General features: G+C 72.4%; 12 protein-coding genes. 8 read left to right on the top strand and 4 right to left on the bottom strand.

Annotation, left to right across the window (positions count from 1 at the left end; translation table 11 throughout):
• Positions 1-68: 68 nt before the first annotated feature.
• Positions 69-1,886, top strand: coding sequence for a bifunctional metallophosphatase/5'-nucleotidase (locus tag ACZ514_RS26715; RefSeq protein WP_468174204.1), 1,818 nt, complete (start codon positions 69-71; stop codon positions 1,884-1,886).
• A 154-nt stretch (positions 1,887-2,040) separates the two neighbouring features.
• On the opposite strand, the gene ACZ514_RS26710 is transcribed toward ACZ514_RS26715, so the two are convergent.
• Positions 2,041-2,826, bottom strand: a complete 786-nt coding sequence (locus ACZ514_RS26710) for an alpha/beta fold hydrolase (RefSeq protein ID WP_468701991.1) — start codon at positions 2,824-2,826, stop codon at positions 2,041-2,043.
• 149 nt (positions 2,827-2,975) lie between these two features.
• On the opposite strand from ACZ514_RS26710, the gene ACZ514_RS26705 reads away from it, so the two are divergent.
• Together ACZ514_RS26705 and ACZ514_RS26700 are read left to right on the top strand one after the other, a co-directional pair.
• A complete protein-coding gene (locus ACZ514_RS26705; protein WP_469125856.1) occupies positions 2,976-3,563 on the top strand; it encodes a TetR/AcrR family transcriptional regulator in 588 nt (195 codons plus the stop codon).
• A 61-nt stretch (positions 3,564-3,624) separates the two neighbouring features.
• Positions 3,625-4,500, top strand: a complete 876-nt coding sequence (locus ACZ514_RS26700; RefSeq protein WP_468701995.1) for a phosphatidylinositol-specific phospholipase C — start codon at positions 3,625-3,627, stop codon at positions 4,498-4,500.
• On the opposite strand, the gene ACZ514_RS26695 is transcribed toward ACZ514_RS26700, so the two are convergent.
• Genes ACZ514_RS26695 through ACZ514_RS26685 form a run of 3 tightly spaced genes read right to left on the bottom strand, consistent with a single transcriptional unit; the run spans position 4,480 to position 7,945 of the window.
• Positions 4,480-5,934, bottom strand: a complete 1,455-nt coding sequence (locus ACZ514_RS26695) for a sensor histidine kinase (protein WP_468701997.1) — start codon at positions 5,932-5,934, stop codon at positions 4,480-4,482. The two genes, ACZ514_RS26700 and ACZ514_RS26695, sit on opposite strands and share 21 nt — an antisense overlap.
• A complete protein-coding gene (locus tag ACZ514_RS26690) occupies positions 5,931-6,680 on the bottom strand; it encodes a response regulator transcription factor (RefSeq protein WP_469125883.1) in 750 nt (249 codons plus the stop codon). Before ACZ514_RS26690 ends, ACZ514_RS26695 begins: the two co-directional genes overlap by 4 nt.
• Positions 6,681-6,730: 50 nt before the next feature.
• On the bottom strand, positions 6,731-7,945 hold the full coding sequence (locus ACZ514_RS26685; RefSeq protein ID WP_469125855.1) for a S1C family serine protease: 1,215 nt from the start codon (positions 7,943-7,945) through the stop codon (positions 6,731-6,733).
• A 375-nt stretch (positions 7,946-8,320) separates the two neighbouring features.
• On the opposite strand from ACZ514_RS26685, the gene ACZ514_RS26680 reads away from it, so the two are divergent.
• The 5 genes from ACZ514_RS26680 (at position 8,321) to pstA (ending at position 15,283) form a co-directional block, all read left to right on the top strand.
• The gene (locus tag ACZ514_RS26680; RefSeq protein WP_468702001.1) at positions 8,321-10,627 is read left to right on the top strand and encodes an RNA degradosome polyphosphate kinase; all 2,307 of its coding nucleotides are present in this window, start codon (positions 8,321-8,323) and stop codon (positions 10,625-10,627) included.
• Positions 10,608-11,579 (top strand): CHAD domain-containing protein, encoded by a 972-nt coding sequence (locus ACZ514_RS26675; RefSeq protein ID WP_468174210.1) that lies wholly within the window; start codon positions 10,608-10,610, stop codon positions 11,577-11,579. Before ACZ514_RS26680 ends, ACZ514_RS26675 begins: the two co-directional genes overlap by 20 nt.
• Positions 11,580-11,940: 361 nt before the next feature.
• Positions 11,941-13,080 carry a phosphate ABC transporter substrate-binding protein PstS gene (gene pstS / locus ACZ514_RS26670; RefSeq protein ID WP_468174212.1) on the top strand — a complete coding sequence of 380 codons (1,140 nt, stop codon included), beginning with the start codon at positions 11,941-11,943 and terminating at the stop codon, positions 13,078-13,080.
• Between the two features lie 131 nt (positions 13,081-13,211).
• On the top strand, positions 13,212-14,201 hold the full coding sequence (gene pstC / locus ACZ514_RS26665) for a phosphate ABC transporter permease subunit PstC (RefSeq protein WP_468174214.1): 990 nt from the start codon (positions 13,212-13,214) through the stop codon (positions 14,199-14,201).
• Positions 14,201-15,283, top strand: coding sequence for a phosphate ABC transporter permease PstA (pstA, locus tag ACZ514_RS26660; protein ID WP_469125854.1), 1,083 nt, complete (start codon positions 14,201-14,203; stop codon positions 15,281-15,283). The genes pstC and pstA overlap by 1 nt, the downstream gene beginning before the upstream one ends.

Raw genomic sequence — 15,283 nt, 5'->3', positions numbered from 1 at the left:
GCTACGCGCGTTGACCTTAGGCTGCGAGGCACCTCCCAACTTGTCTCGCTGTCCACAAAGGGGACTAAATGTCAGCGAAGCCACAACGGCCCCGTTCGGCCCGCCGGTTGACCTTCGGCGCCCTCGCCCTCACGGCGGGTGCCGGCGCGCTGGTCGCCGCCGCACTGCCGGCCGGTGCCGCGAGTGGTGGCGGTACGCCTCCCAAGGGCCGGACCGTCGACGTACAGATGCTTTCGTTCAACGACTTCCACGGCACGCTGGAGCCCCCGCAGGGCTCTTCCGGCACCGTGAGCGAACGTCAGGCAGACGGCACCACCAAAGCGATACCGGCGGGCGGGGTCGAGTACCTCGCCACCAGCCTGCGCGAGGCCCGCAAGGGCCACGAGTACTCCGTCACGGCCGCGGCCGGTGACATGATCGGCGGCAGTCCGATGCTGTCCGGTCTCTTCCACGACGAGCCGACCGTCGAGGCGCTCAACAAGCTGAACCTCGACGTGTCGAGCGTCGGCAACCACGAGTTCGACGAGGGCCGGGCCGAGCTGCGCCGGATGGCGTACGGCGGCTGTCACCCGGTCGAGGGCTGCTTCGAGTACGGCAAGACCTTCACGGGAGCGCAGTTCCCGTACCTCGCGGCGAACGTCACGGACGAGAAGACCAAGCGTCCGATGATGTCTCCCACCTTCGTCTGGAAGAAGGGGGAGGTGAAGATCGGCTTCATCGGCGTCACCCTGGAGGGCACGCCGGACGTCGTCACCGCCGAGGGCGTCAAGGGCCTGAAGTTCGCCGACGAGGTCGAGACGATCAACAAGTACGCGGCCGAGCTGAACAAGCAGGGCGTGAAGTCGATCGTGGCGCTGATCCACGAGGGCGGGCTGCCCGCGAGCGGCGCGTACAACTACGACTGCGACGTGCCGGGCGCCGGTGCCGGCATCTCGGGTGCGATCGTCGACATCGCCAAGAACGTCGACGCGAAGGTCGACGCCCTGGTGACGGGCCACACGCACCAGGCCTACTCCTGCAACATCCCCGACCCGGCGGGCAACCCGCGTACGGTCACCTCGGCCGCCTCCCTGGGCCGTCTGTACACGGACACCACGCTGACGTACGACCGGGCGACGAAGGACATCGTCCGTACGCCGGTCATGTCGCCGAAGCCGGTGAACAAGGTCGTCGGCCGTGAGCAGCCGAAGGCCCCGGACATGTCCGAGCTGATCACCCGCTGGAAGGAGCTCGCCGCGCCGGTGGCGAACCGTCCGATGGGCTACATCTCGGCCGACATCCCGGGCCGCGGGCTGGACGCGCCGGAGAAGCCGCTCGGCGACCTGATCGCGGACGCGCAGCTGGAGGCCACGGCCCCGGCGGACAAGGGCGGCGCGCAGCTGGCCCTCATGAACCCGGGCGGCATCCGTTCCGACCTGGCCTACAAGGCCTCGGGTGAGGAGGGCGACGGGGTCGTCACGTACGGCGAGTCGTACACGGTCCAGCCGTTCAACAACCTGATGAACGTCGTCGACCTGACCGGCGCGCAGCTGATCACCGCGCTCCAGCAGCAGGTCAGCGGCCCGGTCAACGGCGCCAACCCGAAGATCCTCCAGGTGTCGAAGGGCTTCACCTACACCCTGGACATGACGAAGGCGGGCGCGGACCGCGTCGTCGTGGACTCGGTGAAGCTGAACGGCGCGGCGATCGACCCCGCCAGGACCTACCGGGTCGTGATGAACGAGTTCCTCGCGGGCGGCGGCGACGGGTTCACCGTCCTGAAGGAGCACAAGAACAAGCTGGTGGGCGCGTCCGACCTGGACGCCTTCAACGCCTACCTGGCGAAGTCGACGGCGGCGAGCCCGATCGCCCCGCCGGCGGCGGACCGGATCACGGTCGTCAAGTAGCGGTACGCGGATGCGTCCCGAGGGGGCGGTGGGCCGGACGGCCCGCCGCCCCCTCGGGCTTTCCCCGCCCCCCTCGGCTTCACCGCACCCTCCGCCCCCCGGGTGTTCCCGCCGCTCCCTCCGCACCCCCGTGCCGGAGGGGGCGGCGGTGTCGTCAGAGGGTCGCCAGGAAGGCCGCGACGGCCGTGTGGAAGCCCTCGGGGTCGGTGAAGGGCACGAAGTGGTCGCCGTCGAGCGCGGTGTACGAGGTCCCCGGGCGCCGCGCGACCATGGCGTCGGCGACGGTCTGCGTGAGCGCCTGGCTGTGGCGGCCGTGGACCAGCAGCGCGGGGCAGGTGCCGGCGAGCCAGGTGTCCCAGTGGTCGCCCTCGCAGGAGCGGATGGAGTCGAGCATGTCCTCGCCGTTGAAGGCCAGCCGCCAGCCGCTCCCGTCGGCCAGGGGCCGCACCCCGTCGGCGACGAACGGCAGGGCGGCCGGGTCGACGGCGGCGAGGAGTTCCTCACGGGTGGGCGCGGTGTAGGGGAGGGCTTCGAGGAAGTCGAACCACTGCGGCCCGGCGGGGACGCGGATGTCGACGGTGGCGTCCACGCCGATCAGGGCGCCGACCCGGCCGGGGTGGGCGGCGGCCAGGTGGTAGGCGTTGAGCCCGCCGAGGGAGTAGCCGAGGACGGTGACGGGCCCGGTGAGCCCGAGGTGGTCCAGGAGGGCGACGGCGTCGGCGACGTACCCCTCGCGGCGGTAGTGGGGGGCCCGGTCGGAGTCGCCGTGGCCGCGCTGGTCGGGGGCGATGACCCGCCACCGGTCGCCGAGGGCGGCGGCCAGGCCGGTGAAGGCGGCGGCTTCGGACATCCCGCCGTGGAGGGCGAGGAGCGGACGGCCGCTGCCGCCCGGGTCCAGGTACGACAGTGTGCGTCCTTCGATGTCCAGCGTGTGGCGCATTCCGGCTCTCCCCGTTCGTGGACCGCGGTCCGTGTGGCGACGGCATCACCCTGCCAGGAGTTGGGCAAGCGCGCAATACATTCGTCTTGCACGATTGCCCAAACACGAGCGGGGCGGCATGCCGCGGGGGCGCGGATACCATCCGGGACATGGGAAATCGCGAGGACCTGCTGGCCGGCGCGCGCCGCTGCCTCGAGGAGAAGGGGTACGCGCGCACCACCGTGCGCGACATCGCCTCGGCCGCCGGGGTGAGCATGGCCGCCATCGGCTACCACTTCGGATCCCGCGAGGCGCTGCTCAACCAGGCGCTGTTCGCCGCCATGGACGACTGGGCCGCCGGCTCCGGCCGGCTCGCCGGGCAGGGCCGCACCGCGGCCGAGCGGTACGCCGACACCTGGGACCGCAAGAGCCGCGACTTCCTCGACACGCGCTGGCTGTGGATCGCCAACATCGAGGCCTTCGTGCACGCCCAGTCCTCGCCCGAGCTGCTCGCGGTCCTCGCCGAGGGCCAGCGCCGGTCCCGGCGGATGGTGGCGGCGCAGCTGGCCGGGGTGTCCGAGGAGGACGTCACCGAGGAGGACGTACGGGCCCTCGGGTCCGTGCACCTGGCCCTGCTCAGCGGGGTGATGGTGCAGGCCCTGACCGACCCCGAACAGGCCCCGACGGGGCGTGAGCTCACCCAAGGGCTGCGCAGGATGGCGGAGTTGCTGGAGGAACCGGAGTCTACCGACGGGTAGTAAACGGGGGTCCCGCAGGCCATAATCCGGTCCCATCACCGGATCGGCGAAGGGGCGGGGCATGGCATGGGACCGGCGGGCTTTTCTGGCGGGGGCGACGGCCGCGGGCGCGGGCGCGCTCCTCGGACTCGGGACGGCGGCCCCCGCCTCCGCCCGGACACTGGGCACCCAGGACTGGATGGCCGGCCTCGCCGACTCCACCGCCCTCCAGCGGATGACCATCCCCGGCACCCATGACTCCGGAGCCCGCCAGGGCGGCCTGTACGTCGCCTGCCAGAACACCTCGGTCGCCGAGCAGCTCGTCTCGGGGATCCGCTTCCTGGACGTCCGCTGCCGGGTGACCGGCGGCTCCTTCGCCATCCACCACGGCTCGTTCTACCAGGGCCTGATGTTCGGCGACGTCCTCACCGACTGCTGGAACTTCCTCGCCGCGCACCCTTCTGAGACGGTGCTGATGCGGGTCAAGCAGGAGTACTCCTCCGACAGCGACGCCACCTTCCGCGCCGTCTTCGACGACTACCTCGACAACCGGGGCTGGCGCCCGCTCTTCCGCATCTCCGACACCCTGCCCTCCCTCGGGCAGGCCCGCGGCAAGGTCGTCCTCCTCGCCGACAACGCCGGACTGCCCGGCCTGCGCTACGGCGACGGCTCCGTCTTCGACATCCAGGACGACTACAACACCGAGCCCTTCGCCAAGCGCGTCCGCATCGAGGACCACTTCCGCAAGGCGGTCCAGCAGCCCGGCAAGCTCTTCGTCAACTACGTGAGCACCGCCGCGTACATGCCCCCGCGCTGGAACTCCGACCGGCTCAACCCGCAGGTCCACGCCTTCGTCGACGGCACGGAGCTGGCCGGCCGCACCGGCCTCGGCATCGTCCCGATGGACTTCCCGAACACCCGCTCCGGCCTGGTCGCCTCACTGATCCGGCACAACTGACGGCCCCGCCGCGGGCTGCGAGGACGGCGGCGGCGCCGGGGCGCCCGGGATCCGCAGGACCGCCTCCGTGCCGCCCGCCCCGTCCGGGGCGGCGCGCAGCTCGGCGGTGCCGCCCGAGCGGGCCGCCGTACGCGCCACGATGGACAGCCCCAGCCCGCTGCCGGGCAGGGCCCGGGCCGACTCCGAACGCCAGAACCGCTCGAAGACGTACGGGAGGTCCTCGGGCGGGACGCCCGGCCCGTGGTCGCGCACGGTCAGCTCGCCCGCGTGCAGCGAGACCTCCACCGCGCCGCCCGGCGGGCTGAACTTCACGGCGTTGTCCAGCAGGTTGACCACCGCCCGCTCCAGCGCCGCCGCCTCGCCCCGTACGTACCAGGGCTCCAGGGCCGAGCCGAACCGCAGCTCGGGTCCGCGCAGCCGGGCCCTCGACAGGGCCGAGGCCACGATCTCGTGCAGGGCCACCACCCCGAGCGGGGCGTGCGGGGCCGCGTCCGGGCGGGACAGCTCCTGGAGGTCGCCGATCAGCGCGGCGAGTTCCGTCATCTGCGCCTTGACCGAGGCGAGCAGCTCCCTGCGGTCCTCGGGCGGGATGGCCCGGCCCGTCTCCTCGCTGCGCGCGAGCAGCTCGACGTTGGTGCGCAGCGAGGTGAGCGGTGTGCGCAGCTCGTGCCCGGCGTCCGCGATCAGCTGGGCCTGGCGCTCCTGGGAGGAGGCGAGGGCGGCGGTCATCGCGTTGAAGGACCGTGACAGGCGGGCGATCTCGTCGTCGCCCTCGTCGGGGATGCGTACCGTCAGGTCCTCGGTCCGGGCGACGTGCTCGACGACGCCGGTGAGCTCGTCGACGGGCCGCAGCCCGGTACGGGCCACCCACAGCCCGGCCGCGCCGGCGCCGACCACACCGATGCCGGAGACCAGCAGCAGCACCCAGGCCAGGGTGGACAGGGGCTTGTCGATGTCGGCGAGGGGTTTGGCGATGGAGATCGCGAAGCGCTGGCCCCCGGCGAGGCTGGCGGAGCGGGTGTAGACCCGCATGCCGGTGCCGTCGTCGGTCGTCACGTCGTGCAGCCTGCTGGCGTTCGGCGTCACCGCGACCTCCAGGTCGGCCCGGGTGACCGGCAGGTCGCGCCGGCCGTCGACCAGGCAGCGGCCGCCGTCGGCGGTGACGATCTGGACCGTGGCGTTCAGCTCCTCGGCGATGTTGGGGGAGGTCTGGGCCGGCCGGTTCGCGCATCCCTCGCGCAGGGTCCGCAGCACCTGCTCGTTGGGGTCGGTGCCCCTCAGCGACCGGTTGAGCTGGTCGTTCAGCTGCGCCCGGACCATCACCCAGGACACCCCCGCCACCGCCGCCACCGCGACCGCCACCGCGACGGTGACCAGCAGCGCGAGCCGCGAGCGCAGCGGCAGGGCCCGGAACCGGGCGGCCGGCCCCGTCATTCGGGGCCGCCCTCGCCGGCGCGCAGGACGTACCCCACCCCGCGCACGGTGTGGACCAGCCGCGGCTCGCCGCCCGACTCGGTCTTGCGGCGCAGGTACATCACGTACACGTCCAGGGAGTTGGAGCTGGGCTCGAAGTCGAAGCCCCAGACGGTCTTGAGGATCTGCTCGCGCGTCAGCACCTGCCGCGGGTGCGCCAGGAACATCTCCAGCAGGGTGAACTCCGTACGCGTCAGCTCCACCGGACGCCCGCCGCGGGTGACCTCGCGGGTGGCGGGGTCCATGCGCAGGTCGGCGAAGGCGAGGCGGTCCCCGTCCGGTTCCCGGCCGGCGGCGGGGGCGGCGTACGCGCTGCGGCGCAGCAGCGCGCGGACCCGGGCGAAGAGCTCGTCCAACTCGAAGGGCTTCACCAGGTAGTCGTCGGCGCCCGCGTCGAGTCCGGTGACGCGGTCGCCCACGGTGTCGCGGGCGGTCAGCATCAGCACCGGCGTGACGCTGCCGGAGGCGCGCAGCCGGCGGGCCGCCGTCAGCCCGTCCATCCGCGGCATCTGGATGTCGAGGACGATCAGGTCGGGGGCGTACGAGGCCGCCCGGTCGAGGGCGTCGAGCCCGTCGACGGCGGTCGCGACGGCGTACCCCTCGAAGGCGAGGCTGCGGCGCAGGGCCTCACGCACGGCGGGCTCGTCGTCCACGACGAGGATCCGCTGCGGTTCGCCTTCGGCGCCGGTGGTGGCGGCTGCGGACATGGTGGGGTCCCCCAGGGTGGTGGTCGGTGCGCGGGGCACGTCCCAGGGTGTCAGAAGGAGGTGCCGGAGCCGGTGGCGCCGCTGTCGGTGCCGCCGCTCCCGGTGCCCCCCTTCCGGAGGGAGCCGAGGTCGGCCTTGATGGTGTTGACCGGGATGGCGAAGCCGAGGCCGACGCTGCCGGCACCGTCGCCGTCGGCGGCCGGCGAGTAGATCGCGGAGGGCATGCCGACGATCTCGCCGTTCATGTCGACGAGGGCGCCGCCGGAGTTGCCGGGGTTGAGGGAGGCGTCGGTCTGGATGGCCTTGTACGAGGTGGTGCTGGAGCCGGTGTCGCCGTTGAACTGCCGGCCCTCGAAGGAGAACGGCCAGCCGCCGGGCTGCCGCTGCGGGGACCGCTGCCGGTCGTCGGACCTCGGCACGTTCACCTCGCGGTCCAGGGCCGAGACGATGCCGCTGGTCACGGTGCCGGTGAGGCGGTCGGGGGAGCCGATGGCGACGACCTCGTCACCGACCTTGAGCCGGTCGGAGTCGCCGAGCTTGGCGGGCCTGAGGCCGCTCGCGCCCTGGAGCCTGATCAGCGCCAGGTCCTTGCCGGGATCGGTCCCGACCACCTCGGCCCGGTACTTCTTCCCGTCGCTCAGCGTCACCTGGATCTCGGAGGCGCCGCTGACGACGTGGTTGTTGGTGGCGACCTCGCCGTCGGCGGTGAGCACGATGCCGGACCCGGTGCCCTGACCGGAGCCGGTGCGGGTGTCGATGCGGACGACGGACGGGCTGACCTGCTCGGAGACCCCGGAGACGGTGCCGTTGCCGGACTGCGAGACGTTGGTGCCGCTGAAGCCGCCGCCCGCGGCCGCGCCCCGCCCGAGGAACTCCTGCACGGCGACGGCCGTCCCGCCGCCGACCGCGGCCGCCGCGAGGGCGACGGCGGCGAGCAGTGCGACGGGACGCCTGGCCCGGGCCGCGTGCGCGGGCCCGGCGGGGGTTCCGGCGGCGGGTCCGGCGGGCGGTCCGGCGGGGAGGGTCTCGCCGCGGAGCACCGGCGGCTGGTGCGCCTCGTGCCAGCCGGGGGCCGACGCGGCCGGCGGGTACGGGGGCGGCGGCGGAAAGGCCCCGGCCCCGGCCCCGGCGCCGCCCCCGGCATCCCTTGCCAGCCGCTCGCGCCCCCGCAGCCAGTCGTCGCCGAAGGGCGCGCCGTGGCGGTCCGGGCCGTTCTCCTGGTTCTGCTGGGGGTACTCGCCTTCGCGGCGGAAGCTCTCGGTCATGCATCCGACTCTGTCCGCGGATCATGAAAGCATTCTGAGTCCCGGCTGAGAAGCCCGACAGAACCGCGTATGCCGGATATGAAGCCCCGGCCGCCGAGGCCTTCCGGGAGGCCGTGGAAGGCCCCCCGGAAGGACGCCCCGAGCCCGCCGCAAGGCCCGCCGCCCTGCCTCCCCGGGGTGCGGGACAGGGGCGGACGCCCCCCGGCGGCAGCGCGCCCCGCCCCGCCGCGTGCCCCAGGCGGACCCCGAAAGCCATACGCCATTAACCGGGCATTCAGACGCGCTTGCGAGTCTCCCGGCATGCAGCCCCGACTCCGCCTGACGGCAGACACTTCCGACGCGCCTGTCCTGCCGCGCGCGCGGAAGAATGGAGTCATGAGCCACCAGCCCAGCGCAGGCCCCGCCGGGGTCCCCGCCCAGCACCCGTCTCACACCCCCGCGACCGGAAGCGGCAGCACCGGCGGCAACGGCACCGGCGACGGCGCCGGCAAACCCCGCATCGGTTCCATAGCCGCCCACCGCCCCCACGCGGCCCGCGTGGTCGGCCACGTCGACCTCGATCCCGACCTCGACGCCGACCTGGACGCGTACGAGGACAAGGACGAGACCGGCGAGCTCCCCGCGAACCGTTTCCTCGACCGGGAGCGCAGCTGGCTGGCCTTCAACGAACGGGTGCTCGAGCTCGCCGAGGACCCGGCCACCCCGCTCCTGGAGCGCGCCAACTTCCTGGCGATCTTCGCGAGCAACCTCGACGAGTTCTTCATGGTCCGCGTCGCCGGCCTCAAGCGCCGCATCGCGACCGGCGTCGCCACCCGTTCGGCCTCGGGCCTCCAGCCCCGCGAGGTGCTGGACCTGATCTGGACCCGCTCGCGCGAGCTCATGGCCCGGCACGCCGCCTGCTTCCAGCACGACATCGCCCCCCAGCTCGCGGAGGAGGGCATCCACCTCATCCGGTGGCCCGACCTCACCGAGAAGGAGCAGGCCCGCCTCTTCACCCTGTTCCGCAACCAGATCTTCCCGGTGCTCACCCCGCTGGCCGTGGACCCCGCGCACCCGTTCCCGTACATCTCCGGCCTCTCCCTCAACCTGGCCGTCGTCGTGCGCAACCCGGTCAGCGGCCACCGCCACTTCGCCCGGGTCAAGGTCCCGCCGATCCTCTCCCGGTTCCTGGAGGCCTCCCCGCAGCGCTACGTCCCCCTGGAGGACGTCATCGCCGCGCACCTGGAGGAGCTGTTCCCCGGCATGGAGGTGCTCGCGCACCACATGTTCCGCGTGACCCGCAACGAGGACCTGGAGGTCGAGGAGGACGACGCCGAGAACCTCCTCCAGGCCCTGGAGAAGGAGCTCATGCGGCGCCGCTTCGGCCCGCCCGTGCGCCTGGAGGTGGAGGAGTCCATCGACCCCGGCGTCCTGGACCTCCTCGTCCAGGAGCTGAAGGTCAGCGCCGCCGAGGTGTACCCGCTGCCCGGCCCGCTCGACCTGACCGCGCTCTTCGGCATCGCCTCCCTGGACCGGCCCGAGCTGAAGTACCCCAAGTTCGTGGCCGGCACCCACCGCGACCTCGCCGAGGTGGAGTCCGCGTCCGCGCCCGACATATTCGCCGCGCTGCGCGAGCGCGACGTACTGCTCCACCACCCGTACGACTCCTTCTCCACCTCCGTGCAGGCCTTCCTGGAACAGGCCGCCGGAGACCCGGACGTCCTCGCGATCAAGCAGACCCTGTACCGGACCTCCGGCGACTCCCCGATAGTGGACGCCCTGATCGACGCCGCCGAGTCCGGCAAGCAGGTCCTCGTACTCGTGGAGATCAAGGCCCGCTTCGACGAGCAGGCCAACATCAAGTGGGCGCGCAAGCTGGAGGAGTCCGGCTGCCACGTCGTCTACGGCCTCGTCGGCCTCAAGACCCACTGCAAGCTCTCCCTCGTCGTCCGGCAGGAGGGCGACACCCTGCGCCGCTACAGCCACGTCGGCACCGGCAACTACCACCCCAAGACCGCCCGCCTGTACGAGGACCTCGGCCTGCTCACCGCCGACCCGCAGGTCGGCGCGGACCTCTCCGACCTCTTCAACCGGCTGTCCGGCTACTCCCGCCGCGAGACCTACCGCCGGCTGCTGACCGCCCCGAAGTCCCTGCGCGACGGGCTGATCTCGCGCATAGACAAGGAGGCCGACCACCACCGGGCCGGCCGCCCGGCGTCGGTCCGCCTGAAGATGAACTCGATCGTCGACGAGGCCCTCATCGACTCCCTCTACCGGGCCTCCCAGGCCGGTGTCCCCATCGACATCTGGGTGCGCGGCATCTGCGCCGTACGCCCCGGCGTCCCCGGGCTGTCGGAGAACATACGGGTCCGCTCGATCCTCGGCCGCTTCCTGGAGCACTCCCGGGTCTTCGCCTTCGGCAACGGCGGCGAACCCGAGGTGTGGATCGGCAGCGCCGACATGATGCACCGCAACCTCGACCGCCGCATCGAGGCACTGGTCAGGGTCACCGACCCGGCCCACCGCGCGGCACTGGACCGGATGCTGGAGACCGGCATGTCCGACGCCACCTCCTCCTGGCACCTGGGCCCGGACGGCGAATGGACCCGGCACAGCACCGACGCCGAGGGCCAGCCGCTGCGGCACGTACAGGAGATGCTCATAGACGCCCGGAGGCGCCGGCGTGGCTCTGCCAAACCATGACGACCTGTCCGCGGGGGACGTGCTCGGCGCGTACCTGCGCTCCCAGGCCACCGCTTTCCTGCGCGCGCTGCGCCTGCACGACGCGGGCGCGGCGGGCGGCTCCGATTCCGACTCCACCGGGAGCAGCGGGGCGGCGTACGGCCTGCGGAGCGCGGCGCGCCGCATCGCCGGCTCGCTGAGCACGTTCCGGCCGGTCACCGAGACGGGCTGGGCGGACTCCCTGCGCACGGAGCTGGTCTGGCTGTCGGCCACCCTGGCCGACGAGCACGCCCACGCCGCCCGGCTGTCGCGGCTGCTGGAGGCCCTCCAGCGGCTGTCGGGCTCCCCCGACCTGCCCGCGCCGCGGGGCGGGGCGGGCGCCCCGGGCGCCCTCACGGTGGGCTCGGCCCGGGCGGGCGCCCTGCTGGAGCGCCGGCTCACGCTGGCGCGTACGCGGGCGCACTCGGCCACCCTCCAGGCCCTCGGGTCGTCCCGCTTCCACGCGGTGGCGGACGCGGTCGCGGTGCTGGCCTCGGAGGTGCCGCTGGACCCGGTGGCCGCCGGGGGCCGGGCCGGGGACGTGCTGGAACCGCTGGCGGAGCTCACCGGCGCCCGCCTGGCGGGGGCCGTCTCCGCCCTTCCCGCCGCGCACGGCACCCCGTACGCGGCGCACGAGGACGCCGCCTGGCACGAGGTACGCCGCCTGCTGCGGCTGCACCGGTACGCGCGGGAGGCCCTGGGCGGGGACGTGGCCCGGCTCGCGGCGGCGGGCGAGACGCTGGACCTGCACCGGGACGCCGCGGAGGCCGCCACCGCCTCGGCGGCGGCCGCCCGCACCCCGCGCATCGCCCCGGCGACCGCGTACGCCCTCGGCGTGCTGCACGCCGACCAGCGCCACGCGGTGGAGGCGGCCCGCCGCGCCTTCCACCGGGTCTGGCACCCCGCCCCGGCCGGAGCCGTCCTCCGCCCGTAGCGCCGCCGTCCGTCCACGCCCCCGCCTCGCGGGGCCGGGCCGGGCCCGGCCCGGCGCGACGGCGGGATCCGGCCACGCCCGCCCGCACGTCCGGGAAGGGGCAACCGCGGCACAACGGGTGGATAACGACCGATTACGCCCCCACGCAAACCACCCCATCCGCACCAGGCCGTCCGCCACGGTTCACCCCCCGTTCACCAAGCGCGGTCGACGGCTTCACCTGTTCTGCCTAATTTCGGTAGTGCACGGTGCGAGCCGACCGGGAAGACGCGGCGCCGCACCACCACAGCCCCGTAGTCCTCTTCGCACGCCGCCCCGATACAGAAAGCGGCCGGCGGCTCCTCGGAAGGAACACCCGAAAGTGAAGCTTCAGCGCAAGAACCGGCTTCGTGCCTCCGCCCTCGGGGCCCTCGTCGTGTCCGGCGCCCTGGTCCTCACGGCGTGCGGTTCGGACGACAACACGAAGACCGGCGCCGACGGCACCAAGAAGGCCTCGGCCCCCGCCCCCGGCGACGTCAAGTGCGACGGCGCCAAGGGCAAGCTCCTCGCCTCCGGCTCCTCCGCGCAGAAGAACGCGGTCGACCTGTGGGTGAAGAACTACATGGCCGCCTGCTCCGGCGTCGAGGTGAACTACAAGTCCTCCTCCTCCGGTGAGGGCATCGTCGCCTTCAACCAGGGCACCGTCGGTTTCGCCGGCTCGGACTCCGCGCTGAAGCCCGAGCAGGTCGAGGAGTCGAAGAAGATCTGCACCGGCGGCCAGGGCGTCAACCTGCCGATGGTCGGCGGACCCATCGCCCTCGGCTTCAACGTCTCCGGCGTGGACAAGCTGAACCTGGACGCCGCGACGCTCGCCAACATCTTCAACGACAAGATCAAGAAGTGGGACGACGAGGCGATCAAGAAGCTGAACCCCGGCGTCACGCTCCCCTCCACCGCCATCCAGGCCTTCCACCGCTCCGAGGACTCGGGCACCACCGAGAACCTGGGCAAGTACCTCAAGGCCGCCGCCCCCGACGCCTGGTCCTACGAGGCCTCCAAGAAGTGGCCCGCCCCCGGCGGCCAGGCCGCCTCCGGCTCCGCCGGCGTCGCCTCCCAGGTCAAGGCCGTGGACGGCGCGATCGGCTACTTCGAGCTCTCGTACGCCACCTCCCAGAACATCAAGACCGTCGACGTCAACACCGGGGCCGGCACCCCGGTCAAGGCCACCCCGGAGAACGCCTCCAAGGCCATCGCCGCCGCGAAGATCGCCGGCACCGGTTCCGACCTGGCCCTGAAGCTCGACTACACCACCAAGGCCGAGGGCGCGTACCCGATCGTCCTGGTCACGTACGAGGTCGTCTGCGACAAGGGCAACAAGCCCGAGACGCTCGGCACCGTGAAGTCCTTCCTCGAGTACACCTCCTCGGACGCGGGCCAGAAGGTCCTCACCGAGAACGGCTACGCGCCGATCCCGGCCGAGATCAACACCAAGGTCCGCGAAGTCATCAAGTCGCTGGCCTAGCCACACCCCTCCCGGCCCGGGGCCGATCCTGCGCCGATCGGCCCCGGGACCCGGGACCCTCCCCCACCACCCGGGGGAAATCCGGTGCACCGCCGCCAGGGGGCCCGCCCCCCACACAGACCGGAAAGACCATGGCTTCCACCACTTTCACCCAGACAGACGCGGCTCCGCCCGTCTCCTCGAGCACGAGGTCCACCGGCCGCGCCGGTGACAAGGTCTTCGCGGGGCTCTCCAAGGGCTCCGGCATCCTGCTCCTGGTGATCATGGCGTCGATCGCCGCCTTCCTCACCTACCGGGCCACCATCGCGCTGTCGAAGAACGAGGGGAACTTCCTCACCACCTTCGACTGGAACGCCTCGGCCAACCCCCCCGTCTTCGGCATAGCCGTCCTCCTCTTCGGCACCGTCGTCAGCTCGATCATCGCGATGGTCATCGCGGTCCCGATCGCCGTCGGCATCGCCCTGTTCATCTCGCACTACGCGCCGCGCAAGCTCGCCTCGCCCCTCGCCTACGTCGTCGACCTGCTGGCCGCCGTGCCGTCGATCGTCTACGGCATCTGGGGCGCCCTCTTCCTGGTGCCGCAGCTGAACGGGCTGAACCTCTGGCTCGACGAGTACCTCGGCTGGACCTACGTCTTCGAGAAGACCCAGGTCGGCGTCGCCCGCTCGCTCTTCACCGTCGGCATCCTGCTCGCGATCATGATCCTGCCGATCGTGACCAGCGTCAGCCGCGAGGTCTTCCTCCAGGTCCCGCGCATGAACGAGGAGGCCGCCCTGGCCCTCGGCGCGACCCGCTGGGAGGTCATCCGGATGTCGGTGCTGCCCTTCGGCCGCTCCGGCGTCATCTCCGCCTCGATGCTGGGCCTCGGCCGCGCGCTCGGCGAGACCATGGCCGTCGCGACCGTCCTCTCCCCGAGCTTCCTCATCTCGCTGCACGTCCTGAACCCGGGCGGCGGCACCTTCGCGCAGAACATCGCCGCGAAGTTCGACGAGGCCAACGAGTTCGGCCGCGACGCGCTGATCGCCTCCGGCCTGGTCCTCTTCCTGCTCACCCTGCTCGTCAACGGCGCGGCCCGCCTGATCATCGCCCGTCGCAAGGACTTCTCGGGGGCGAACGCCTGATGAGCCACGCACTCCAGGACCAGCGCCCCGCCGGGGCCCGCAGGTCCTCCTCCCCCGCCGGACTGACCCGCGGCGGCCTGCCCCGCTGGGCACCGGCCGGCACCGCCGTCGCCTCCGTGGCGCTCGGCACCGCCGCCGGCCTCGTCCTCGGCCTGCACAGCAAGATCCAGTGGGGCCTGATCGCGGCCCTGCTGTTCGTCGGGATCACGTACGCCTCCAGCGCGGTCGTCGAGAACCGCCGCCAGGCCAAGGACCGCGTCGCGACCTCCGTCGTCTGGGTCTGCTTCGTCCTCGCCGTCGTCCCGCTGCTCTCCCTGATGATCACCACCGTCAGCCGCGGCATCGGCGTCCTCGACGGCGCCTTCCTGAGCCACTCCATGAACGGCGTGACCAGCTTCGAGCAGGGCGGCGGCGTCTACCACGCCCTCCTCGGCACGCTGGAGCAGGTCGGCCTGGCCACCCTGATCGCCGCGCCGATCGGCCTGCTGACCGCCGTCTACCTGGTCGAGTACGGCAAGGGCCGGCTCGCCAAGGCCGTCACCTTCTTCGTCGACGTGATGACCGGCATCCCCTCGATCGTCGCGGGCCTGTTCATCCTGACGACCTGGAACCTGATGCTCGGCTTCGGCCCCTCCGGCTTCGCCGGCGCGATGGCCCTGTCGATCCTGATGATGCCGGTCGTGGTCCGCTCCACCGAGGAGATGCTCAAGCTCGTCCCGAACGAGCTCCGCGAGGCCGCCCTGGCCCTCGGCGTGCCGAAGTGGCGCGTCATCCTGAAGGTGGTGCTCCCCACCGCCATCGGCGGCATCTCCACCGGTGTCATGCTGGCGGTGGCCCGCATCGCCGGTGAGACCGCGCCGATCATGCTGCTGGTCTTCGGTTCGCAGCTCATCAACGGCAACCCCTTCGAAGGCGCCCAGTCCTCGCTCCCGCTCTACATCTGGGAGCAGTACAAGGTCGGCAGTGAAGCCTCCTACGACCGGGCCTGGGCGGCAGCGCTCGTCCTGATCGCCTTCGTCATGATCCTCAATCTGGTGGCCCGCGGCATCGCCCGCTGGAAGGCCCCGAAGACCGGTCGCTAA

Source organism: Streptomyces sp. NPDC034086, from assembly GCF_055575515.1.
Note: the sequence above shows the minus strand (reverse complement) of the source record. Positions and strands in the feature narration are given on the sequence as shown.